Raw genomic sequence first — 24950 nt, forward strand, 5'->3', positions numbered from 1 at the left:
CTGTGCAGCGAAGGGAAAACGGCGTGAAAAGGTTGGATCTTAGAAAGAAATTCCATTTAACAGCGAAAACGCCCAGGAAAAGAAAGTCCAGATTAGGTAACAAACACCAGCTATTAAGATAAATAGGATCAATACGATCGATAAGATAATACCGATGCCCGAACCTTTGTGCCGGCCTTCATAATAGTGCTCGCGTAGCAATTTGATATTCTTTTCATTGGCTTTGCTATAGAAATCGAAGATATTACCTAGAAAGGGGATGCTTCCTAAGATCGCATCAAGGCTGATATTGAGTAGCATACGGATAACTAATTTTGGGCTGGCCCCATTTCGCCACATGGCGATAACCAGAACCAGTGATGTGCCAAAGCCGGCAACAGCGCCACCCAAAGGAATCAGATTCAAGATCGGATCCAGTCCGAACCGGAAGTTGCCAATCTTGAACTGATTATCCATTAACCAAGATATTCGGTTGATCCAACCGAAATCCTGGTTTATTTGTTTCTTCTTATCTTCCGGAGATAATTCCCTCTGCATGATTATAATAGTTCGAAAGAAGCGCTGATTTCGCTCGTTACTTTCATTGGTCTGATATTTAAGTCAAGGCCATTTTCACCAGCAGCGTCTGCCGCTTCAGCCATGGCGCCTTTATACATTGCATTACGCATCATCGGCTGAACACCAAAGATAATCTGTTGCGGTGTCTCAGAAAGCACGATCGCTTTACCGATTTTCTGCCCTGCTGCTTCGGCAAGAATCTGCGCATTTGCTTTCGCATCCAATACCGCTTTCGTTTTTAAGGTCTTTTCAAGTTCTTTTTTCTTCGAGTAATCGTATTCACTGATGTAAGTGCTTTGAATACCTGCTTTATCAACTCCATCCAATAACTGATCTAAGTTGTTTAAGTTCGTTACTTTAATTCGGTATTGTCTGGAAAGTAGGATATCCGTATCCTTTTTCTTTTTTTCCGGTGTATTGTAACTCCAGATATTCTGGATCGTAAAATCTTCTTTTTTAACACCGGCTTTTGTTGCAGAGTCGAAGAGATCTTTTTCTAACTTGTCTATGGCAACCTTTTTCTTGGTGTTTCCATTGTCATAAAATTCCTTCAGTGTAACATCTATATAGATGATGTCTGGGGTTACTTCTTCCTCTGCGCGACCCACTGTGGATACAAATTCTTTATTTACCATTTGTTGAGCGTTTAGTTTTGTCATCAAACCTAAAAAAGCCAGTCCTAATAATATTTTTTTCATGTTTTACTATCTTAAAGTTATTATAATAATACGATTCCTATTATCGCATTGCTACAAGATTGGAGCCAAAGTAGACAAAAAAGTTTAACGGATAAAAAAAATAAAAACGTTAAGATTTTTGATTTTATTTCTATACCTTTAGGGAAATTAATAAAATAGTGCCATGCAAGAAGGTAAAGTAAAATTCTTTAATGAGACCAAAGGTTTCGGTTTCATCATCCCTAATTCAGGCGAGAGCGAGATTTTTGTTCACGTTTCTGGATTAGTTGACAAAGTTCGTGAGAATGACAATGTATCTTACGAAGTTGAACAAGGCCGTAAAGGTCTTAATGCGGTAAATGTAAGAGTTATCTAATTAGATTCAAGATATATTTATTGTGAAAAGGCCCATGCGATAAGCATGGGCTTTTTTATTGAAAAAAATTTGGACTGATAATTGCATAAATGTTTCAAATAGATAGTTTAACATGAAACGTACTTTAATAGTGATCCTTTCTGTGGTGATGGCAATTTCAATGTCTGCGTGTTATTCCACCCATCATGGGCATAGACATGGCCGTGGACCAAAAGGTATGCCTCCAGGTCAGGCAAAAAAATATTATGGAGAACAATCCGCGAGGGATTTTGCGCCTGGGCAACAGAAAAAGAAGCATAGACATTGATCTCGATGACTTTTCACTTTTGAGGAAAATTTCGCAATCGAAAAAACAAAAAAAGAGCTTTCATTACAATGAAAGCTCTTTTTTTGTTCCGTTAGAACGACCTATGCAAATGGATCTTTATCTGCAGGTGGTGTTGAAGGTGAAGGAGGCGTTTGTGAATTTCCAAACGGATCATCATTGTTCCCCGCATTTTGTGCAGGCTGTGAACTTCCAAAGGAGTTATTCGGTTGTGAAGAACCAAATGGATCTTGTGCTTGATTGAATGGATGGTTTGTTCCATTTTCTTCTGCCTTTGGATCCGGACCATATTGATTAGGTCCCTTGTCGCCTTCAATGACCATCAGATAAATCAAGTATAAGTTGACTAATGGAATAAGACCCAATAATAAAAACCAGCCTGATTTATTCGTGTCATGTAATCTTCGTACAGCAACAGCAATGCCCGGAATAAGCAACGCTAAACTTATAAGGTATGAAATGTAAGAAAATACACTTGCAATTTGACCGAGAATTCCGAATACTACGCCGATAATAACATTTGCCAGAAAGAACATCCAGTACTCTTTACGACGAGCACGGCCATTAAAGTTTGCATAATTGTCCCTTACAACTTTTAAAAACCAATCTTTAATTTCCATATAATTTTGAGATTTTTAGGTGAAAAATATGTTAGTAAATCAATTGTTCACAATTCTGTTACAATAAATGTACCAAGAATTTATCTGGGAAAACAATTATTATAGATATATTAAGTGTCTGAAGATAGGCTCTTTGTCGAAACCTGAACAAGCAACAGTATTTATTTAGGTGAAAAGCCCGTGAATTGCTTCTGAGTAGGAAATAGGCAGCTATTTCGAAGGAAAATCTAAGGACAAATGTTTTATCGAAAGATCTCTTCGAGTATATAGAGCGATTTTATCTCCTTGAAGTTTGTGCGGTGAAGGCGGTAGAAATCCAGTAATTTTTCCAATAAAAATTGCCTGTCTGTACTTGACATTCTGATGCGGTCACAATTTGAATATTCAGCTTCGGTTAGGCTCCGAAAAATTGACGTGTGAGGTTCCTGAAGCACGAATGGGTGTTCCGGCAGTAGATTTGAAAACGTTGCTTCATGTAGGTTAAAATAAGGAAGAGCTCGTTTGGAAACCGTTGGATAAAACCCAAGGAATCGCGTCAGTTTGATTAAAAATACCAAGTGAAAATTGGCCAGGTTGAGATGTGTTTCGTCTAACCAGCAGACAGACTGATGGATGAATTCAAACAGATAAGGATCACTTTCCTGTTCTTTCAATATTTTGTACAATATTTCATTTAAGAAAAGAGCCAATGAACTTTTTATAATATCGTAAGGTATCTCCTGTAATACTGGTGTCTGCCGGGCTTCGGAAATACGCTGTAGTGAGCCATTGTCCTTATGTGTTGCTATAATTTCAAGTAGATGCAAAGGCTGTAAGATATTGGCTTTGATTTTGGCCTTTGGCTTGCGTGCGCCGGCAATGAGGTACGATTGCATACCAAAGGATTCAGTATATATCTGTGCAACGAGGCTGCTTTCCGAATAATTCGTTGTTTTTAAGACGATACCTCTAGTTTTGTTCAGCATCCCCTTCCTTTTCTTTTTTATGAATTTCCTCCTTATGAGCCTCTTCACGCATTTCAATAAGTGCATTGCGGTCTACTTTCCGAATCATTCGATAGATTAATGTCAGGACACCGATACCGAATGTAATAACTCCGATGATCATGGCTAACTTGTACCAGTTAGATCGTTGCTCCATCAGGTAATAACCTAGGATAACGAACAACGTGCCGATGATTATTTCTCTTAGGCCCTTGCGAAGATATTTGTTCATAAATGTGAATTGTTGAAAACTATTTTTCTTTACAGAGCAAATATAATACAATAAAATGCTTTATTTTTGCCCGTACCGTTCCTGTGTAGAACTATTTTTAAAAATAATTCCCATAATGTTGTTGCTTATCTAAAAAAAAATATAGATATTTGCAAACTCTTTGCAGAGAGTGCAAAGGATTAATATATTGTAATAAAGACAACAAAAAAGATAATATCATGTCAAGAATTTGTGATTTAACAGGCAAAGCAGCGTTAACAGGAAATAACGTTTCTCACTCAAACGTTAAAACTAAACGTAAATTCTATCCAAATTTACAAACTAAACGTTTTTACATTCCAGAAGAAGATCGTTGGATTACGTTGAAAGTATCTACTTCTGCTATCAAGACCATCAACAAGAACGGTATTACAGCTGCGATCAATAAATTTATCGTTAAAGGATCAATTTAATATTGATTTATCGCCTGTTACATTAAGATTATTCATGAATTTCAATCCTATATTAGGATTCAAAATAAAGTAAAACAATGGCTAAAAAAGGAAATAGAGTACAAGTTATCTTAGAATGTACTGAACACAAAGAAAGTGGTCTTCCGGGAATGTCTCGTTACATCACTACTAAAAACAAAAAGAACACAACTGAGCGTTTGGAGTTGAAAAAATTCAACCCAGTATTGAGAAAAGTTACTGTTCATAAAGAAATTAAGTAATTCACCCATCTTAGCACTTGCAAATAGCGGGCTGAGTAAAAATATTTAAAATACCATGGCAAAGAAAGCAGTTGCATCGTTACAAAAAGGTGGCGGTAAAGAATTTACAAAGGTTATTGTTACTACTAAATCTGCAAAAACTGGCGCGTATACTTTCAAAGAAGGTATGGTTCACAACGATAAAGTGAAAGACGTAGTTGCAGAAGCTCAAAAAAATAACTAGTAGCATTTTCCTTTTTTAAAGTTTTTCTTTAAAAAGAATTCGATAAAAATAGCCGTTTTGGTATCCTACCGAAAGGGCTTTTTTTGTTGAGGACATTTGTTTATATTTGGACATCAATTTTCACTAAACACTCCATGGGATTATTTGATTTTTTTAAGAAAAAGCCGCAAACACAAGAAGAAGAGCAAGCCTTAGACAAGGGTTTGGAAAAAACCAAAGAAGGATTTCTTTCCAAGATAACGAAAGCTGTAGTGGGTAAATCTACTGTAGATGACGATGTGCTTGATAATCTGGAAGAGGTTTTGGTTACTTCTGATGTGGGGGTTACGACGACTTTAAAAATCATAGACCGCATACAAGCGCGTGTTGCCCGAGATAAATATGTCTCCACTTCAGAGCTAAACAATTTACTGAAAGAAGAGATTCAGACCTTACTTGCCGAAAATAACAGCTCAGATTTTGAAAACTTCAATTACGGAGATCATAAGCCTTATGTCATTATGGTCGTCGGAGTGAATGGTGTTGGTAAGACGACAACAATAGGCAAACTTGCGCATCAACTCAAACAAGCTGGAAGTAAAGTCGTGTTAGGTGCTGCAGATACATTTCGCGCCGCAGCTGTGGATCAGCTTAAACTGTGGGGTGAGCGTGTTGGCGTGCGCGTTGTGGCACAGGCAATGGGTTCGGATCCCGCTTCGGTCGCTTATGATACGGTTAAGTCTGCTGTTGCAAATGGGGAAGATGTCTGTATTATTGACACGGCAGGCCGTTTACATAATAAGGTTGGTCTAATGAATGAATTGACCAAGATAAAAAATGTCATGCAAAAAGTCGTTCCCGGCGCTCCACATGAAATTTTGTTGGTCTTAGATGCCTCTACAGGTCAGAATGCCATTGAGCAATGCACACAGTTTACACAGGCTACGGATGTGAACGCTCTGGCACTGACGAAATTGGATGGAACAGCCAAAGGCGGTGTTGTTATAGGGATATCCGATCAGTTCAAAATCCCGGTGAAATACATTGGTGTAGGCGAAAAAATAGGCGATCTCCAATTATTTAATAAAAAGGAATTTGTAGACTCCCTTTTCAAATAGAAAATTAAAATTATTGTCAGAAATAAAGTTGTCATCTTTTGCTTGTGCATGATGATTAATCAGATTGAGGAAATAAATGGACATGTTTAAAACCTTGTTTCCTTAGTCAGGTGCTCCTTTTTGTTTCTTGACAAACCCTTCTAATCATATGAAGACAAAATATACGAAACCTGTCCCATTGATCAATAAACCACGTGTCAACGTCGTTACTTTGGGCTGTTCGAAAAATATTCACGATAGTGAAGTGCTGATGGGCCAACTGAAAGGTAATCAGATGGAAGTTGTCCATGAGGCCTCAAATATACAGGAGAATGATATTGTTGTCATCAATACCTGTGGATTTATTGACAATGCTAAACAGGAATCCATTGATGCAATCTTACAATATTCAGAATTAAAGGATCAAGGTAAGATCAATAAGGTGATTGTTACCGGATGCCTTTCGGAACGTTATAAGCCGGAACTGCAAGCTGAAATTCCGAGTGTGGATGCCTATTTCGGGACAAATGATTTGCCTGATTTACTCTCTTCTATCGGAGCGGACTATCGCCATGAATTATTGGGCGAACGCTTGTTGACCACCCCTTCACACTTTTCTTATTTTAAGATCGCAGAAGGCTGTAACCGTCCATGTTCATTTTGTGCAATACCATTAATGCGTGGTAAGCATGTTTCCAAATCAATTGATGATTTGGTTAAGGAAGCGAAATTTTTGGCATCAAATGGAACCAAAGAATTAATTTTAATCGCGCAAGATTTAACCTATTATGGATTGGATATCTATGGGAAACGTAATCTTTCAGACCTAATGCGTCATTTATCCGATGTGGATGGTATTGAGTGGATCCGTTTACAGTATGCCTATCCTTCGGGGTTTCCAATGGATATTTTGGATGCAATGAATGAGCGTTCAAATATCTGTAATTACCTGGATATGCCATTGCAGCATATTTCAGACCCAATGTTGAAGTCTATGCGTAGAGGGACAACCAAACAGAAACAGATTGACCTTGTCAATGCGATCCGGGACAAAGTGCCTGATATCGCGTTGCGTACGACATTAATCTGTGGATACCCCGACGAGACGGAACAGGATTTTCAAGAGATGTTGGAGTGGGTGGAAGAAACTCGTTTTGACCGTTTGGGCTGTTTTACCTATTCCCATGAGGAAAAAACCCATGCGCATACATTGGAGGACAATGTTCCACAAGAGACAAAAGAAGAACGAGTTGAGGCTATTATGGAGGTTCAACAAGGAATTTCTTACGATATTAATCAATCGAAAGTGGGCAATACATATAAGGTATTAGTCGATCGTGTGGACGGAGATTATTTTATCGGGCGAACAGAATATGATTCTCCGGAAGTGGATAATGAGGTCTTGATTTCAGCGGCGGATTCTTATGCGCGAATCGGCGATTTTGTTCAGGTAAAAATCGACCGTGCGGAAGATTTCGATCTCTATGGCAAAATTGTCAAAAAATAATATCCGGTTGACCGATGAAGGTCATTAAGAATATACGGAAGAGCCTCCCGAAATACAAGGGAGGCTCTTTTTTTGAACCGTCGGGAAAGAACTTCTGTGGATTTATGTCGCTGTTGGTGTCTGTGAAAGTATGAAGGTTTTATTTGGACATTTGTCAATAGAATGATATAATTTAAAAGTGGAATGGGCTTTTTATTAAAAATCAGTATTTTGTCCGCTCAAACTAAATACATTTGTATATCGTACAATAAGCATATATGAAAGCAACTTATATCGAATATAGTGAGACAAATAGTTTCTCCAAAACATTGTTGGCCTATCTGGCTCATGACGAGACGCTGAAACCGTTTGTTGGACACTGGCCTACATTTGACGGTTTTGAAAAGCAATTGCACGAAAAAAAACATTTTGACCACCGTGCCATTCTCGTGGAGCGCCTAAAAGCTCAATATGCGACATTGTTGCAGGGGTCTCCCGCCGTTGCCGAAAATATAGATTTATTGTTGCAGGAGAATACCTATACGATTACCACGGGCCACCAACTGAATATCTTTACAGGGCCTTTGTACTTTATATTTAAGATCATGACGGCAATACGTCTATCCGAAGACTTACATGCCAAACATCCGGACAAAAATTTTATCCCGGTATATTGGATGGCAACTGAGGATCATGATTTTGAAGAAATTAATCATACAAAAGTCTACGGAAAGAAAATTGCCTGGGAGACACCACCGGTGTCGGCGACAGGACGTATGGATACAGCTTCAATTGTCGATGCAGTAAAGCAATACACTAATATTCTTGGTCTTTCTGACAATTCTGCTAAGCTCACGGATATTGTGGAGCAAGCATACCTTAAGCACTCGAGGTTGGCTGACGCAACACGCTATATGGTAAACGAACTTTTTAAAGCCTATGGTCTTTTGATTATTGATGCAGATGATAAAGCACTGAAGGAGTTATTTAAACCGATTATCAAAACGGATATTTTATCCGAAAATAGCTTTAAAGCGATCACGGATAGATCGAAAGAACTGGAAGCAAACGGGTTTTCTACACAGGTACATGCGCGGGAGATCAATTTCTTCTATCTGACCGATGAATTTAGAGAACGCTTGGTGCTGACTGCAGACGGCCGATATGAGGTTCTGCATCAAAATATATATTTTACCAAGGAAGAGCTGGAAAAAGAAATAGATGCCCATCCTGAGCGTTTTAGTCCAAATGTGGTGATGCGTCCGATGTATCAGGAAATTATCCTTCCTAATTTAGCCTATATCGGCGGTGGAGCTGAAATGGTCTATTGGATGCAACTGAAATCTAATTTTGATCAGTACCAAATAGACTTCCCCATCCTGATTCCGCGAAATTCAGCAATGATTACCGACGATAATGTGGCCGCGAAGCTTTTTCGTGTTGATCTAACCTTCAAAAGCATCTTCCGGCCAGCAGAGGTTTTGAAGAAGGAGTATGTACGTCGTCATACCAAAGAGAGATTAAACCTTAATGATGAATGGATGGAACTGAATGCGATCTTTGGAAAAATAAAATTGCGCACGCACAAAATCGATCCGAGTCTGGGACCCAGTACGGAGGCGATAAAGGCTCGCTTGAAAAAGGCGATGAATAACCTGGAAAAAAAGCTGATGAAAGCAGAAAAACGAAACCATCAGCATGCATTGGCAGATATAGACAATGTAAAAGAAAAGCTCTTTCCCGGAGGGGGGCTACAGGAGCGATCGGAAAACTTCGCCCTGTTGTATGTAAAATATGGTGATAACCTCTTTAGAGATCTTTATAAATACTTTAATCCCCTGGATTTTAAATTTACAATCTTATATTAAAGTCAGTGTTTCACTGACTTTTTTTATGATTAATTCCCTCTTGTCTTTGCTTTTTGCTTCGTTATTTTTCCTTAAATTGCTTTGTGATGTTTTGTTTATAATTTCATAATATTTCATTTAGCTTCTGTTAATACTGTCGAAGTAGTTTTGATGCCATATCACAACCAACAACTAAATGAAAGAAATATTACTTACGACTTGTGCCATTGCGATAGGAACAGGTTTGTATGCGCAAACAACCCAGGCAGGATTTTCCGGGAAAATTACAGACGAGAATAACAAAAGGGTTCATGGAGCTTCAGTAGAGGTTCGTAACGAATCGACAGGTTTTACCACCAAAACATCGACCAATGCCAATGGTGATTTCAATTTCAAGGAGCTTCCATTGGGAGGTCCGTACATCATTAAAGTGACTTATATCGGTTACGGTGAGCAGATCCGTTCAGGCTTTACGTTAAACCAAGGGGATATGATCCGGTTAGATATTCCGATTCAGAATGCTTCAAATGTACTGGAAACAGTTGAGTTGACTGGTGTAAGCACCCTCAAGAATAAAATAGAGAACTTGGGCGCTGCAACAGCGGTTACAGCCCGGGATATTGCGAAATTACCCGTCAATGGCCGTAACTTTACCTCTTTAATGGATCTGTCTCCATTAAGCAAAGGCGATAATATCGGTGGTCAGCTCGGGTCTTCTACCAATTTTACGATAGACGGGATGAATGCGAAGAACCCGACTTCAGCAGGTTCGACAACAAGTCGGAGTGGCGCTCCTTTCTCGATCTCTATTGAAGCAGTCCGGGAGTTTAAAGTCGTGACCAACCAATATGATGTGACTTATGGGAGAGCCGGAGGGGGGACGGTCAGTGCAGTGACAAAACAAGGAACAAATAAGACACAGGGTAGTGCATGGTTATATTCGCGAGCAGACTGGTTGTCAAGTCCATACGATATTCGGGGAAACAAACGCAGCAACGATTTTTCCACTTATCAGTATGGCTTTACTTTGGGTGGTCCCATTATAAAAGACAAGCTCCATTACTTTGTTGCCTGGGATCATCAGCAAGACTCCCGTCCCTTGATTATTGCTGATATCAACTCTGAAGCCGATGAAAAAAGGTTTAATGTTACAAACGCGACATTGGATGAATTTGTCAATATTGGGCGGAAAAAGTACGGATTGGGGAACGAACGCCAATATGGTGCCTTTGACAAGAAAAGAGGCTCCGATGCGATCTTTGGGCGTATTGACTGGCAAATCAATGATAATAACTTATTGACAATCCGTAATAACTTTACAAGTGACAACAATAAGCTTGGGCTACAAGACAACAAGCCAATTACTTTGTATGAATCTTACGGAAATGACAAGAATATTGACAACAGCCTACTGGCTACTTTGCGTACCACCATTTCCCCGAGGGTAACCAATGAGTTAAAAGTACAACATCTTTATACTTATCAGAAAAGTAGTCCGGGAGACCTTTTACCGGGTCAGAATATTCCACGTGCAATTGTAGAAGATGCGATCTCCAAAGTTGCCGGGGAAGATAAAAAGACCACATTGCAATTGGGGGGACATCGTTTTGCGCAGGAATCTTTTAAAAATAATGTATTTCAGCTTGTCGACAATATCTATTACAGCACCGACAACATCAATTACACCTTTGGTGTGGATCTGATGTATACCCATGCCAATTCCATTTACGGGAGTGAGGTCAATGGGCGCTTCCACTTTAGACCAAGTGATGGAAAAACGGCTATGCAGAACTTTGACGACATGAAGCCGTATGCTTACTATCGTGAAGTTCCTTTGGTGAGTGATCCGGCTGTGGTCGGTAAGATATTCAATGCCGGTGTGTATGGACAATTGCAAACCAAGCTAGCGCAGGGATTGGACCTGGTCGCCGGCTTACGATTGGATTACGGACATTATCCTACCTCTCCTCTGAATGAAGAATTGCTAAGAGAAGTCGGTGTCCGTACAGATCATAAACTCAAGTCTTTTGTGGTACAACCGCGTTTCCAAATGACCTGGGATGTGAACGAAGAAAGAAAAGATTTCTTTCGAGTGGGGGGAGGTATATTTGCATCGGATATCAATAATTATATGACGATCAATAACCTTACTTTCGATGGGAAGCATTTTGCTACTGTTGATGTTCGCGGTGCGGATGTACCTACACCAAATTTTGTCGACTACAGAAAGGATCCATCATCCACACCCACTTTAGCCCAGTTTCAGGTCCCGACCATCAATACTTATGGTCCCGATGCCAAAATCCCGGTCGTGTATAAAGCAAATATTTCCTACACCCACTTTTTTACGGAGAAGCTAAAAGCGAGTCTTTCAGGATATATGAATTTGGGACGTAATAATTATATGTATGTCGATCGTAATATGGTGAAAGATCCTTTCTTTAGACTGGCAAATGAAGATAATAGAGGCGTATTCGTTCCTGCGGGATCCATCGTTGATGGAGCTCCTGACTGGAAAAAAGGACGGATTTCAGATAAATTTGGCCGGGTTTTGGAATTGAATTCTGAGGGCAAAGTCAATCAGTTTGCTGTCGTATTCGATGCAAGTTATCAGTATTACAAGGATGGAACGATCTCGGTTAGTTATACCTGGAACGATGCGAAAGACAATACATCCTTCAACGGGAATGTGGCCAATACGGCTACCTTATCCTTAGCTGTGAAAGATGATCCTCGCGATTTGAGCAAAATGAGCTATTCGAACAATCAATTCCGCAATAAGATTGTTATTTACGGAACTTTGCCAACATTTTACGGGGTTAGTGTCGGCGTTCGCTACTCGGGTATCGGCGGGACACGGTATAGTTTACTCGCAGGCGGTAACATCAATGGAGACTTTGTCGCCGGGGACAATGATTTGGCCTTTATCTTTGACCCGAATAATCCGAACACTTCAAAGCAGCTGGTCACCGGGTTGAATAATCTGTTGAATAACCCGGAAGCGAGTCAGAGTCTTAAAGATTATATCAAGAAATATCAGGGTAAAATAGCAGAACGTAATGGTGGGGTGAATGGTTTTTATGGTTTGATCGACTTACGAATTGCCAAAAAATTCAATTTATATAAGAACCACGCATTGGAAATATCGGGTGATCTTTTCAACGTTGCCAACTTATTTAAGAAAACTTGGGGCATAAATGAGTCTCTAGGCAATCAAAATCTGTATGCGTTAGGCGGGAAAGATGCTGCTGGGGAAAAGCTGATCCCTTTTGATGTTGCCAAGCAGCAGTTCAATTACAATGTAAACAATTCAGGTATCGTTACCCCCTCCGGCAACCCATACCAATTCCAGCTGGGCTTACGTTATTCTTTCTAAACATTTAGAAAAGCAGGACACGGCGATCTGACTAAATAGCCGTGTCCTTTTGAAATTGAATCAAAAAATAACAATAAAGAGGCAAAAGTCTGATGTAATACCTGGTTCAGATACAAGAAAGATCCAACAAATTAGTAACTAAAGAAGGTTCAATAGCTGCATGCTGATGGAGTTTGAGTCTCAAAAAGTGATGAATGCCTTAAGCATTCATCACTTTTTCTTTTGGAAGGAATACTTCCGCCATCATATGGCGGACACTACCTCCGCCACAGGTTTCGATAACATGTAAATCCTGATGGATGATTTTTCCATGTTTTTCCAATTGTGCCGTTTGATAAAGGGTCAATGAGGATAATGCTTTATCGCTTAATACTATAAAACGGTTTCCATATTTATTTCTGACCTGAAGGCAGTTTGCCGCAAAATTTTCCAGTTGGTTTTCGTTGATCTCGATGATTTCTTTTCCGGTCTCTTTTAGTTTCTTTAACAACCCTTCCCGTTCGGATTGATTATCTATCGCAGCCGGACATAAGATTGCAAAATCTTCTCCCACGGCCAATACCACATTGGTATGATAGATAGGTCTGCGTTCGCCATTGACTGTCTGAAATGCATGAAAGACGATCGGAGTGTAATTTTCCGTTCTGCAGTATTCGTCCAACATGCTGCGGTCTGCACGTTCCGACAGTGCACAATAGGCAATCCGGTGTGTTCGGTCCAATACAAGGGCCCCGGTCCCTTCTAAATATTGTCTGTTATTTTCGGCCTCGCTTAAGTCTTTAATCAACTTTACATAGTAACCGTTTTGTTTCAATGGGCCCTCAAAGTCCAATAAATGCTCTTTTCGACGGTTGGGGGCAAACATCGGATAAAAGATAATTTTTCCGTCCTGATGAAAAGAGACGATATTGTTCGGAAATATGCTGTCCGGGCTTTCCGATTTTTCATCGTCCTGAATGACCGTCACTAAAATGCCGTGTGATTTTAATTCATTGACAAGGGCATCAAATTCACTTTGTGCCTCCCTATTTACATCTTCACCGCTTAAGTTTTCAATGTCCTTTTGGAAAAAATTATTGACTGCGGTCTGCTCATTTTTGCGGAAGACAGAGGGTCTCACTAGGAGTACACTGTCTGTTACCTGTTTTCTCATGATTTATAATCGTTACTTCCCTGGTTTATATTTGTTAAAAAGAATGATATGCTTATTTTTAGAGTCCCATTGCAGTAAAAGCCCGATTTCTCTTTTCGATTTTTCAGCGATGCTGTAATATTGTGAAATCCCTTTGAATCATTGAACAGTGTCAGAAATCACTTTACAATTGGTACTTATACTAATGTATTGAAAAATCAGCGCCATTGCAAAAAGAATATCTTCAAAAAGAAAAAATGGCGGTTGAAAAATAGCAGCATAATCTTTCATTTTTTATTATTCTGTTAAGTTATCTTTGATTTGGTTGGTATATTTTCAACATGAACTTTGGTTGTTTGTTTTTATTTGAATTTTAATGCATATAGGACAATCGATTGCATATCTGCGCGTTGTTAAAACTGACTTTTTATACACTTTTTTGCTTCGTTTTCAGTCATTTATTTTGCTATCTTTGCTCATCCAAAAAACGACTGTTTATAAGAGAGTTAATTACCTAATTATTATGTCGCTAACTGTCTATAAGCGTTAACTTTTTGCACACATGAGCAATATACACTTCCAAGAAAAATTCGAAAGTCGCCACAATGGCCCAAGTCCAGTTGAAGCGAATGAAATGTTGGCCAAATTGGGCGTAACGTCAATTGACCAGCTAATCGACCAAACGGTCCCTTCTCAAATCCGTGCGCCAAAACCTTTAAATCTTCCAAAAGCATTGTCTGAGGTTGCCTATTTAAAGCGGATAGCGGAAATTGCAGAAAAAAATAAAGTTTTTAAATCTTTTATTGGTCAAGGATACTATGACGTGATCCTTCCGGGTGTAATTCAACGCAATGTGTTTGAAAATCCGGGATGGTATACGCAATATACTCCTTACCAGGCGGAAATTGCACAAGGTCGTTTACAGGCACTGTTAAACTTCCAGACCGTTATTTCTGATTTTACTGGATTGGAAATTGCAAACGCTTCATTATTGGATGAAGCCACGGCTGCGGCTGAAGCGATGTTTATGCTTTACTCAGCGCGTAAAAACAAAGATGCCAATGTATTCTTGGTTTCTGAAAATGCGTATCCACAGACAATAGATGTATTGAAAACGCGTGCCCTGTCTTTCGGTATCGAGCTAAAAATCACTGCTATTCAAGAATCGGAATTGACAGATGATGTTTTTGCAGCATTTGTGCAATATCCCGCGGCAGACGGTTCAATCGTTGATTACAAATCATTTGCTGAGGCTGCACACGGTAAAAACATTACGGTATGTGCTGCTGCCGATCTAATGAGCTTGGCGCTGTTGACTCCTCCGGGAGAATGGGGGGCAGATGTTGTTGTCGGTAACTCACAACGTTTTGGTGTACCAATGGGATTCGGAGGACCTCATGCCGCATACTTCGCGACGCGTGATAGCTTCAAACGCAATATCCCCGGACGTATCATTGGTGTAACTTCTGATTCGAATGGAAAGTATGCTTTACGTATGGCTTTACAAACTCGTGAGCAACATATCCGTCGTGATAAAGCATCTTCGAATATCTGTACAGCGCAAGCTTTATTGGCTATTATGGCCTCTTTCTACGCTGTTTACCATGGCCCCGAAGGAATCAAAAATATTGCATCCCGTATCAATGCTTTAGCAAATTTATTGGATCAGGCTTTACAATCATTGGGTTATGCCCAATTGAATACCGCTTACTTTGATACCCTACGTGTGGATTTAGGTGCACATGCGGGCGCATTAAAATCTGAAGCGTTGAACAACGAATTGAACTTCTACTACAACGGTTCACAAGTTTCTATCGCTATCGATGAAACAACAACATATGAGGATATCAAAACGATCGTAAAAGTGTTTGCAAAAATTCAGGGCAAGACATTGAACGATGTGGATTTCGATACCTTAGAAGAAAACTTAAGTTCTTCGATCCCTGCTGAATTGGTTCGTACCTCAGCGTACTTAACTCATCCAAACTTTAATAGCTACCATTCTGAACATGAAATGTTACGCTATATTAAATCATTGGAAGCAAAAGATCTATCGCTTTGCCATTCGATGATCCCATTGGGTTCATGTACAATGAAATTAAATGCCACAGCTGAAATGACCCCTGTTACCTGGGCGCGATTTGGTGGATTACATCCATTTGCACCAGCAGACCAAACTTCAGGTTATATGCAGATGATCGGAGAATTGAACGATTGGTTGTCAGAGATCACAGGTTTTGCTAAAATGAGCTTCCAGCCAAATTCAGGAGCACAGGGTGAATACGCGGGGCTAATGGTTATCCGTGCTTATCACGAGAGCCGTGGCGATCATGGTCGTAACATCTGTTTGATTCCAGCTTCTGCACACGGTACTAACCCTGCATCGGCTTCAATGGCTGGTTTGAAAGTGGTCGTGGTAAAATGTGATGAACTTGGAAATATTGATATCCCAGATTTAAGAGCAAAAGCGGAAGAGCATGCTGCTCATCTGAACTCTTTAATGGTGACTTATCCGTCTACGCATGGTGTATTTGAGGAATCAATCATTGAAGTTTGTGAAATCATTCATGCCAATGGCGGTCAGGTATACATGGACGGAGCAAATATGAACGCACAGGTAGGTTTGACTAGTCCGGGGCATATTGGTGCTGACGTTTGTCACTTGAACTTGCATAAAACATTCTGTATTCCACATGGTGGCGGTGGCCCGGGTATGGGGCCGATCGGTGTTGCTAAACACTTGGTGCCTTTCTTGCCAAACCATCAAGTTGTTTCTACTTCAGGAGAAGAAGGAATTACAGCTGTTTCGGCGGCACCATTTGGCTCAGCATCAATCTTGATTATCTCCCACGCTTATATTTCGATGATGGGTGGTGAAGGCTTGACCAATGCGACACGGACAGCAATATTAAATGCAAATTATATTAAGGCGCGTTTGGAAAATGCTTATCCAGTACTTTATTCTGGTAGCAATGGCCGTTGTGCGCATGAGATGATCTTGGATTGCCGGGGTTTCAAAAATGTAGGTATCGAAGTTGCTGATATCGCGAAACGTTTGATGGACTATGGTTTCCATGCGCCAACAGTTTCTTTCCCTGTTGCAGGCACATTGATGGTCGAGCCGACGGAGTCTGAATCAAAAGCGGAATTAGATCGTTTCTGTGATGCATTAGTTGCTATTCGTCAGGAAATTGCTGCAGTGGAGGCTGGAGAAGCTGAACAAACAAATAACGTTTTGAAGCATGCTCCGCATACAGCGGCAGTAGTTACCGCAGATGAGTGGGATAGACCTTACAGTCGTCAAACGGCTGCTTATCCGTTGGAATACGTGAGAGATCGTAAGTTCTGGCCTTCTGTAGGCCGTGTAAACGACTCTCAGGGAGACCGTACATTGATCTGCTCATGTCCTTCGATCGAGGAATATGCCGAAGCATAATTGGCTTCGAAAATAATATAAAAATAGAGCCTCCGTATTACGGAGGCTTCTATTTTTACTGAGAATTTAGAGAAAGCCATTATATTGTTGTCCAAAATGTATTGACTTTTAGTGGAAGACGAATTGGGGATAAGTTGGAGAAGAACGGATCAGACTATTTTACTGCTATATTTTAATAGTTGTGCCTATTAAATCATTTTTTTATCTTTCTAACGTTTTATCTAAAAAAAACTGATAATCATGAAAAGACAATTGAGCGTAATGTCTCTCTTATTGAGCGCGGCTATTTTGATCGCAGGTTGCGGAAACCGTAACGAATCCAAGGATGGTTCGGCGGATGAAAATGAAACAAGTACGGGAATCTCGGATGTGGTTAAGGGGGTGTCTAATCTAGATAACCTGACTGACGGAGCAAAGAAAATGGAGGAACTCCAGGCCAAGCTAAAATCTGAAAAACCATTGAGTTCGGAGGAGTTAAAAGCATTTCTTCCAGAAAGTTTAGACGGCTTGAAAAGAACATCTTATTCTGCGGGTTCTATGTATGGGGTCAGTGTCATTTCTGGGGATGCAACATATACCGTCGATGATCAAAAGGATATTAAAATAAGCATTATTGATGGCGCTGGTGAGACGGCTTCTGCTATTGTTAGTCTCGCACAGATGGGTTTTATGGTTGATTCAGAAAATATTACTGATACGGAAGTAGAAAAAACAGGTGATTTTGAAGGTAAGCGGGCAAAAACTACCGATAACAAAGGTGTGGAAGGTTCAACACCAAAGAGTTCTGAAATCAGTTATCTTGAAAAAGACCGTTATTTAATCACATTAAGAGGAAATGGGTATAGTTTGGATGAGCTAAAGGCATTTATGGGTAAATTGAATGTAAGCGCTTTAAAATAAAATATCAATACCTTATAACGATCTCAAAAAGTCCAGATGTTCCGTCTGGACTTTTTTGATGATCAGCTGATGTTAGAAAACAATCGGGCCTGTGAATAAGGAATGATTTCATGAAAAGCGCCGCAGAAACGGAAGAATATTGTATCAATTTAAGCTACAATCGCCCTGATATGGTATTTTGGAAGTATATTTGTGTTGAAACATTTCGATATGAAGATAACATCAGTATCCAATCTCTTTATTGCTGCGGCATTGATTACATCCTGTGCGGGCAATAAATATGCGAAGACCGAGAAAGTATATAAGAATCAAGCGAAGGAGTTTTCTAATTTATATCGTCAGTCTCCTGTATCCGGGCAGCTGGAAAAAGTAAATGTGAAAGATCAGCAGTGGATTGCCTCCATCAATTTTGGTGTCCGAAAGCCTAATTTTGTGGTTATTCATCACACTGCTCAGGATTCTCTGGGGCAGACCATTCGTACCTTTCATTCTGCAAAAGCAGGCGTAAGTTCACATTATGTTGTTGGTAGGGACGGTAAGGTTGTGCAGATGGTGAATGATCTGTACCGTGCGCATCATGCCGGTCTGGGGAAATGGGGAAATGATACCGACCTGAATTCTTCGTCCATAGGTATTGAACTGGATAATAATGGGACAACAGATCCCTGGACGGATGCGCAGGTAAATGCGTTGATACAACTATTGACTTATTTAAAAAATACCTATAAGATTCCACAGGCAAATTTCATTGGCCATATGGATCTTGCCCCTACACGTAAAAATGATCCGTCACGATTCCCTTGGAAAAAGCTGGCCGATCAGGGCTTTGGCTATTGGTACGAAGAATTTTTGGAAACACCTCCTATTGACTTCAATCCGAAAATGGCGTTACGTATCATTGGTTATGATGTCAGTAATCTGGATGCGGCAATAAAAGCTTTTAAACTCCATTATATCCAACAAGATGTGAATACGGCATTTTTAGGGGAAAACGATTTAAAGATTATGTATTCTATCTATAAGAAGTATCTCTAGGGAGGACAACGATATAAACTTGAAAGGAGCAATTTGTGAAGGAATTGCTCCTTTTTATTTTCAGAATCGACAGCTCATAGCGCTTTTATTATAGCGTTGTTAATTTTAGCCACGATAGGAAGGGGAAAGGCTTCGGCATACTTTTTCGCCGTAGGCCTTTTTGAATCTTATTTTTTGTATTTCTCTACATAGGTTTCAAATACACGTTGATAGATTAGCTTGAACCAAGGAGTAAATTTTTCAGGGAAGTGCGTGATTTCGTCCTCGATTTCCTGTTGACCCATATACTGTACAGCGGCGACTTCTGCCGGATTAAAATCAGGCTCTCCACTGAATTTTCCAATCAGGACATGATCAAATTCATGTTCGGTAAGGCCATTGTCAAATCGGGCGCTGTATACAAATGAAAAGGCATCATAGAGCGCTGTTGCCTCAATCCGGAGCTCTTCTGTCAGGCGTCTCGTTGCAGCGTCCAGATTGCTCTCTCCGAGGCGTTGATGCGAACAGCAGCTGTTTGTCCAAAGCCCGCCACAATGGTATTTATCCAGGGCCCTTTGCTGTAGGAGAAGCTGATCCCGGTCATTAAATAAAAAAACACTAAATGCCCGATGCAATAAGCCCTTTTGATGGGCTTCAAATTTTTCCATGCTGCCAACCACGGCATCATTAGTATCAACGAGTATTACATTTTCGTGCTTCATAAGGACTGGAAATAAATATAGTCCAATTTAACTAAATTGGACTATATAATAAATTAATTTTTAACGACGTGTTATTATACGGTTTTTACAAATTTCTCGTCGTAATTTTCAATATCAATGATATATCCGTTCTTGATCAAGAAATCAAATAGAGGTTTTGCCTCTTCGGAAACGGGCATATTTTTAGTGGTGATGATTTTATTTTCCTTTTTCAATAGATAAGGATAAGCGTAAAGCTTTACGTTTTTATTGAACATGCCGGAAATATACGATAATAGCTCATTGGTGTACAGCTCTTTATTGTAGTTGTCCGAATTAAAGATGTTCTTTAAGTTATAAACGTTTGTTGCAATTCCGATATTCTTAGGTTTAAAGTTGCTTATAAACTCAGCGAGATGATTATTTCTGCGGAAGTTGCTGACGATAATGTTGTTGCCTGTCGCACATAATTCATCCGCTCTTGATGCGAATTCTTGTAGATCTTCATCCGTAATTTCATGAGTATCCTCTAGCACATTCCCCATCAAAACCTCGATCAAAACAATGGTGTCACTATCCGTAGCCCCTGTATTTTTCTTAAACTGTTCGACGGCAAGGTTAAACAGGTCGAAGTTAGGAAGTGATTTCTGACGGTATTTCGTGCGAAGTAAGATGATGTTTTTTTTGTATAAATAATCCTTGATCTGTACCGCTTTACCATCGGGCTGGAAAATAGCAGCCTTAGCGAAGCCTTTGGCAATGAGATATAAATTAATCAAGCGCTGGTTGACATTTTCAAAAAGAGGACCATTTAACTTAACCAGATCGATTTCGACAGACCCAATGGATAAGTTATCGACCAGGGATTCGATCATGGTCTGCACATCCTCTGCATAATAGTAGGCTGCAAACAACAAATTCACACCGATAATGCCCAATACCTTTTGTTGCAGCTGATTGTCGCTGTCCAAGAGTCTGATGTGAACAATAATATCGTTTGTAGGCCCGCCGACCTCGTGCTGAAAACGGAGGCCAATCCATCCATGGGGTTCATTTGTTTTGGTGAAATTCAGCGTAGTGACAGTGTCCGCAAAGGCAAAGAATTTTTTATTGCAATACTTATCGCCGTGCAATCGTTGGGTCAGCAAGTCAAATTCATGGGAAAGCATCTTCTGTAAACGAGTTCTGCTGACATATCTGCCGTCTTCTTCTTCACCGTATATGGCATCGCTGAATGCCATGTCATAAGCTGACATTGTTTTAGCAATTGTACCTGATGCAGCTCCTGCATTGAAAAAGTTACGTGCGACTTCCTGTCCAGCACCGATCTCAGCGAAGGTTCCGTAAATCTCGGGGTTTAGATTTATCTTCAGGGCCTTTCGCTTGGTTTCAAAAATTTCTCTTGCCATGGCACAAAGGTACAAAAATCAAAAGTCTAGTGAAAATTAAAGTATGAAAGGAAAAAACAGAATAAAATTAGGCTTGTCTTAAAACAAGCCTAATTTATTAAAAGCATAGAACAATGCACTGCTATGCAGGGCTTGGCTAAATTTGTTTTCCAGCAGCATGGCTTTTGCTTCCTTAAGCGGTATAAGGAAAACGTCAATCTCCTCGTGTTCATCCAGTTCCTGTTCCTGAACTTTCTGTCCTCCTGTCATGAGATAAGTATACGTAACATTACCACTTGTTGCCGGGTTGGCATAGAGTGTTGCTATCTCTTCGATTTTTTCAAACTGATACCCTGTTTCTTCGAGCATTTCCCGTACAGCAGCTTCTTGGGGATTTTCACCCGGCTCCATTGTACCAGCCGGAATTTCCAAAGAAAGTATCCCTGCTCCGTGACGGTATTGCCTGATTACCAATAACTCGTTTTGTGCCGTAATCCCGACCATATTGACCCAATCTGGATATTCCAGCACGTAATAATGGTCGTTGATGCGTCCATCGGGCAGTTCGCATGTATCGCGCCGTAATGTCGCCCAAGGCTCCTTGCAGATATATTCAGATGATAGTAGTTTCCATTTTTCCATTTAACCAACAATATCTTTCATCATGCGGTCCACTTTTTCTTCCAATATATGTTGAAGATTCAGATAGTCCTTTTTATCCTGAAGTATTCCCTTAACGGAGCAATAAAATTTGATTTTGGGTTCCGTACCTGAAGGTCTTGCCGAAATCACGTCACCATCCGTCGTAATGAATTGCAAGACGTCCGACTTTGGAAGTGTAATCTCTTTCTTATTTCCGGTCTTCATGTCAGTCGCCTGGGAAAGTTGATAGTCCCGAATTTCCTTGACTTCGATTCCTCCGAGTTTCGTCGGTAAATTTTGACGCAACCCAGCCATCATGGCCTGAATTTCCTCGGCTCCGGCTTTTCCTTTTTTCGTTAAGGAAATCAATTTTTCCTGATAGCAGCCAAACTCCTGATAGATCTCCAATAATACGTCATAGACAGTCTTGCCTTTTGATTTAAAATATGCGGTCATTTCAGCCAGGAAAGCACATGAATTGGGTGCGTCTTTATCTCTGACCAGGTCACCGACGAGGTAGCCATAACTTTCCTCTCCACCGGCTAGATATTGGGCCGAATCTCCTAATTTTGTGATCAGTTCGCCAATATATTTAAAGCCAGTAAGGGTTTCATAGTGCGCTACATGATAATGATCGGCAATATCCGCCTGAAGGTTGCTGGTTACAATCGTTTTAACGATATATGGGTTGTGTCCCAATTGTTGTAGGTCACTCTTTGCACTCAATACATAGTAGATCAGCAAACTGCCGATCTGATTACCATTGAGTAACTGAAATTGGCCCCCGCTGTTTTTAACGGCGATTCCCACACGGTCAGCATCGGGGTCAGTCGCCAAAACGAGATCCGCGCCAATCTCTTCGCCTTTTTTCTTCGCCAAAGCCATTGCGTCCTCCTCTTCCGGATTTGGATAGATCACCGTTGGGAAATTTCCATCCGGTGTCGCCTGCTCGGTAACTACCGTAACGTTTTCAAAACCCCACGATGCCAGCATTTTGGGGACAATTGTAATTCCTGTGCCATGGATCGGAGAATAGACTATTTTTAAATCCTTCTGCGCCAACACCGCCTCGGGGTGTATGCTCAATGACTTATTGGCATTGATATAAATCTCGTCAATTTCTTCACCGACAGGGATAATATTTTGGTTATTTCCTTCAAACTGGATATCCTTTACCGAGGTGATCGCATTGACTTCATCGATCACATTTTTATCATGTGGTGCAGTCAATTGCGAGCCGTCGTTCCAATAGGCTTTATAACCATTGTATTCCTTCGGGTTATGTGAAGCCGTTAACATGACGCCGCTTTGGCAACCAAAATGACGGATGGCAAAAGACAACATTGGTGTGGGACGTAATTCGTCAAAGAGGTAAACCGTGATTCCATTTGCAGCGAATACCTGGGCGACAAGGTGGCCAAACGATTGCGAGTTGTTACGGCTATCGTATGCTACGGCTACCTTGATTTCCTGATCAGGAAACTGCTTTTTAAGATAGTTCGATAAGCCCTGTGTCGCCTTTCCAATCGTATATTTATTCATGCGATTAGAGCCAACGCCCATTATTCCTCTTAATCCTCCAGTTCCAAACTCGAGATCCTTGTAGAATGAATCAATCAGTTCCGTTTCTGCCTGATCATCTATTAACTTCTGAACCGCCCCTCTTGTTTCCACATCATAACTTGAGGTTAACCAGTCATCAATTTTCTTTTGTATGTCTTTATCTAAATTTCCCATTATCATTAAATATGGCTAAATGTAAAAAAATATTTTAGGCGTCGCAACCCGCATATGCACGATCAATAACTGTAATGTACCATTTTTCCCCTTCTTTTGTAACGTGAAAAACAAATGGTTCTTCGCTTTCATTGGAGGTCATTATCGCGCGATAACTTCTGATTTCTATATTTCTTAACCGTCGTAATTCGTTACGTGTAATTTTGGCGTCTAAAATCTCATTCATAAATTTGGCTGTTTGTGACAATTCATTTGGACGCGATTTCTTGTCATAAAAAAAACCAAGTTTATCCCATTTCATTGTGCCGCAGTCGAAAACGGGAAGCTTTCCAGCTTTTAAAGGTCCTTTGTAGCTCAGTTTTTCATATGAGTGATACTCCGGCACCGGTTTGGCAAAGCTAAAATTATTTTGGTGCACATACGAGTCCAGTGCTCCCGGGCGATAGATAATATAGATACCTAATTTGGGATGTATATAGTCATTGATTGTTTTGCTGTCTTGATCAATATATGCTTTGGCTATTTTTTCCAAAACTTGTTCTAATGTTTCTGTATCCTCTTTTTCGACTTCCTTTTCGAGTGTGTCGGGTTTGCTTATCGTATCTAAGGGGATAGAATCTTGGGCAATTTTTACGGCCTTGTCTTCCTTTTTATTGTTTCTACAGGAGAATACACCTATCGAGATACAGATCAGAACAAAGAAAAAGAGATTTCTCATGTTGTTTTTATTTATTTAGTACTATTTTTTGAAGTCAAGTTATCTATGATCGACTTTAATATTGACCTTGTTGATGGCAGCCACCATTGCACAAGGATTTCCTGAATAGTTTCTTCTCTATTCTCGCGCAATTTAAGAATTATTTCTTTTCTGAAGTTCAGTTTGGAGGTCTGCCAGGTCTTTTGATTAAACTGTGTGATCTGTTTTATTTTCTTTGCTGCGGTATTAAAAAGCATGTTTGCCGGAACGACATCATCTACCAAACCTTGCGATTTTGCCTCATCTGGAGTTAAGAGTTTTCCCTCAAGCAGATTTTGATACGCGTTGTGTCTTCCAATCCAGAAAGCATACAGTTGAAAAATACTTTCGGGAACAATCAATCCAACGGGTATTTCATTGAGCCCGATGACGAAATTACCTTCAGCCATGATCCTATAGTCGCAGCATAGGGCAAATACGCAGCCTCCGGCGGGACTATGACCGGATATGGCCGCTGCGATTGGTTTTGGAAATGACGCCAATAGCGAGGTTGCCTCCAAAAAGAGATTCCAAAATTCCCTGATTTGATCCTCATTATAGCCAAATAAGGTGATGAGATCAAGCCCCGCACTGAAAAAGTTTTCTTTACCAATAAGAATTGCGCCGTGAACGGCTTCGTTTTCCCGATTTATCTCCAACGTCTCTATCAGCTCTTTGAGTAATAGCGTATCGATGGCGTTTGACTTTCCGCGATCCAGAAAAATGCTTAAAATATGGTCTTCTACTTGGGTTTTGATATGCTCCATAATGAG

At 40.2% G+C, this 24950-nt stretch carries 23 protein-coding genes; 11 read left to right on the forward strand and 12 right to left on the reverse strand.

Features of this window, described 5'->3' with window-relative positions:
• Positions 1-39: 39 nt before the first annotated feature.
• Both ABTV71_RS00200 and ABTV71_RS00205 read right to left on the reverse strand, forming a co-directional pair.
• Entirely contained in the window at positions 40-537 is a 498-nt protein-coding gene (locus ABTV71_RS00200; protein ID WP_433901849.1) for a DUF4112 domain-containing protein, read from the reverse strand.
• 2 nt (positions 538-539) lie between these two features.
• On the reverse strand, positions 540-1256 hold the full coding sequence (locus ABTV71_RS00205) for an SIMPL domain-containing protein (RefSeq protein ID WP_077436842.1): 717 nt from the start codon (positions 1254-1256) through the stop codon (positions 540-542).
• A gap of 163 nt (positions 1257-1419) precedes the next feature.
• On the opposite strand from ABTV71_RS00205, the gene ABTV71_RS00210 reads away from it, so the two are divergent.
• The gene (locus ABTV71_RS00210; protein ID WP_046672593.1) at positions 1420-1611 is read left to right on the forward strand and encodes a cold-shock protein; all 192 of its coding nucleotides are present in this window, start codon (positions 1420-1422) and stop codon (positions 1609-1611) included.
• Positions 1612-2019: 408 nt separating this feature from the next.
• On the opposite strand, the gene ABTV71_RS00215 is transcribed toward ABTV71_RS00210, so the two are convergent.
• From ABTV71_RS00215 to ABTV71_RS00225, 3 genes are all read right to left on the reverse strand, one after another.
• Positions 2020-2556: a DUF805 domain-containing protein gene (locus tag ABTV71_RS00215; protein ID WP_433901850.1), complete on the reverse strand. Its 537-nt coding sequence runs from the start codon at positions 2554-2556 to the stop codon at positions 2020-2022.
• Positions 2557-2798: 242 nt separating this feature from the next.
• Positions 2799-3521 (reverse strand): DNA repair protein RecO, encoded by a 723-nt coding sequence (gene recO / locus ABTV71_RS00220; protein WP_433901851.1) that lies wholly within the window; start codon positions 3519-3521, stop codon positions 2799-2801.
• Positions 3505-3771 carry a signal peptidase gene (locus ABTV71_RS00225; RefSeq protein WP_121125363.1) on the reverse strand — a complete coding sequence of 89 codons (267 nt, stop codon included), beginning with the start codon at positions 3769-3771 and terminating at the stop codon, positions 3505-3507. Before ABTV71_RS00225 ends, recO begins: the two co-directional genes overlap by 17 nt.
• A 218-nt stretch (positions 3772-3989) precedes the next feature.
• Here ABTV71_RS00225 and rpmB point away from each other — a divergent pair, with 218 nt between their 5' ends.
• From rpmB to ABTV71_RS00260, 7 genes are all read left to right on the forward strand, one after another.
• Complete coding sequence (gene rpmB / locus ABTV71_RS00230; protein WP_046672597.1) at positions 3990-4223, forward strand: 50S ribosomal protein L28; 234 nt, start codon at positions 3990-3992, stop codon at positions 4221-4223.
• A 77-nt stretch (positions 4224-4300) separates the two neighbouring features.
• Complete coding sequence (gene rpmG / locus ABTV71_RS00235; protein WP_002998409.1) at positions 4301-4483, forward strand: 50S ribosomal protein L33; 183 nt, start codon at positions 4301-4303, stop codon at positions 4481-4483.
• A 55-nt stretch (positions 4484-4538) separates the two neighbouring features.
• A complete protein-coding gene (locus ABTV71_RS00240) occupies positions 4539-4706 on the forward strand; it encodes a DUF4295 domain-containing protein (protein WP_077436837.1) in 168 nt (55 codons plus the stop codon).
• Between the two features lie 134 nt (positions 4707-4840).
• On the forward strand, positions 4841-5803 hold the full coding sequence (gene ftsY / locus ABTV71_RS00245; RefSeq protein ID WP_077436836.1) for a signal recognition particle-docking protein FtsY: 963 nt from the start codon (positions 4841-4843) through the stop codon (positions 5801-5803).
• 148 nt (positions 5804-5951) lie between these two features.
• Positions 5952-7289 carry a 30S ribosomal protein S12 methylthiotransferase RimO gene (gene rimO, locus ABTV71_RS00250; protein ID WP_433901852.1) on the forward strand — a complete coding sequence of 446 codons (1338 nt, stop codon included), beginning with the start codon at positions 5952-5954 and terminating at the stop codon, positions 7287-7289.
• Between the two features lie 257 nt (positions 7290-7546).
• Positions 7547-9136, forward strand: coding sequence for a bacillithiol biosynthesis cysteine-adding enzyme BshC (gene bshC / locus ABTV71_RS00255; protein WP_121125361.1), 1590 nt, complete (start codon positions 7547-7549; stop codon positions 9134-9136).
• 175 nt (positions 9137-9311) lie between these two features.
• The gene (locus tag ABTV71_RS00260) at positions 9312-12491 is read left to right on the forward strand and encodes a carboxypeptidase regulatory-like domain-containing protein (protein ID WP_433901853.1); all 3180 of its coding nucleotides are present in this window, start codon (positions 9312-9314) and stop codon (positions 12489-12491) included.
• A 199-nt stretch (positions 12492-12690) separates the two neighbouring features.
• On the opposite strand, the gene ctlX is transcribed toward ABTV71_RS00260, so the two are convergent.
• The gene (gene ctlX, locus ABTV71_RS00265) at positions 12691-13644 is read right to left on the reverse strand and encodes a citrulline utilization hydrolase CtlX (RefSeq protein WP_121125359.1); all 954 of its coding nucleotides are present in this window, start codon (positions 13642-13644) and stop codon (positions 12691-12693) included.
• A gap of 541 nt (positions 13645-14185) precedes the next feature.
• Here ctlX and gcvP point away from each other — a divergent pair.
• The 3 genes from gcvP (at position 14186) to ABTV71_RS00280 (ending at position 18994) form a co-directional block, all read left to right on the forward strand.
• Positions 14186-17059, forward strand: coding sequence for an aminomethyl-transferring glycine dehydrogenase (gene gcvP, locus ABTV71_RS00270; protein WP_433901854.1), 2874 nt, complete (start codon positions 14186-14188; stop codon positions 17057-17059).
• Between the two features lie 240 nt (positions 17060-17299).
• Positions 17300-17959, forward strand: coding sequence for a hypothetical protein (locus tag ABTV71_RS00275; protein ID WP_121125357.1), 660 nt, complete (start codon positions 17300-17302; stop codon positions 17957-17959).
• 210 nt (positions 17960-18169) lie between these two features.
• Positions 18170-18994, forward strand: a complete 825-nt coding sequence (locus ABTV71_RS00280; RefSeq protein WP_121125356.1) for an N-acetylmuramoyl-L-alanine amidase — start codon at positions 18170-18172, stop codon at positions 18992-18994.
• Between the two features lie 167 nt (positions 18995-19161).
• On the opposite strand, the gene idi is transcribed toward ABTV71_RS00280, so the two are convergent.
• From idi to ABTV71_RS00310, 6 genes are all read right to left on the reverse strand, one after another.
• Positions 19162-19695, reverse strand: a complete 534-nt coding sequence (idi, locus tag ABTV71_RS00285) for an isopentenyl-diphosphate Delta-isomerase (RefSeq protein WP_121125355.1) — start codon at positions 19693-19695, stop codon at positions 19162-19164.
• A 74-nt stretch (positions 19696-19769) separates the two neighbouring features.
• The gene (locus ABTV71_RS00290) at positions 19770-21083 is read right to left on the reverse strand and encodes a nicotinamide mononucleotide adenylyltransferase (RefSeq protein WP_121125354.1); all 1314 of its coding nucleotides are present in this window, start codon (positions 21081-21083) and stop codon (positions 19770-19772) included.
• Positions 21084-21161: 78 nt separating this feature from the next.
• Positions 21162-21704: an NUDIX hydrolase gene (locus tag ABTV71_RS00295; RefSeq protein WP_433901855.1), complete on the reverse strand. Its 543-nt coding sequence runs from the start codon at positions 21702-21704 to the stop codon at positions 21162-21164.
• Positions 21705-23441 (reverse strand): phospho-sugar mutase, encoded by a 1737-nt coding sequence (locus ABTV71_RS00300; RefSeq protein ID WP_433901856.1) that lies wholly within the window; start codon positions 23439-23441, stop codon positions 21705-21707.
• Positions 23442-23475: 34 nt separating this feature from the next.
• Positions 23476-24159, reverse strand: coding sequence for a hypothetical protein (locus tag ABTV71_RS00305; RefSeq protein ID WP_433901857.1), 684 nt, complete (start codon positions 24157-24159; stop codon positions 23476-23478).
• An 11-nt stretch (positions 24160-24170) separates the two neighbouring features.
• Entirely contained in the window at positions 24171-24944 is a 774-nt protein-coding gene (locus ABTV71_RS00310; RefSeq protein WP_121125350.1) for an enoyl-CoA hydratase/isomerase family protein, read from the reverse strand.
• Positions 24945-24950: the final 6 nt, after the last annotated feature.

Origin of the sequence: Sphingobacterium puteale, assembly GCF_050986225.1 — a bacterium.
GTDB lineage: Bacteria > Bacteroidota > Bacteroidia > Sphingobacteriales > Sphingobacteriaceae > Sphingobacterium > Sphingobacterium puteale.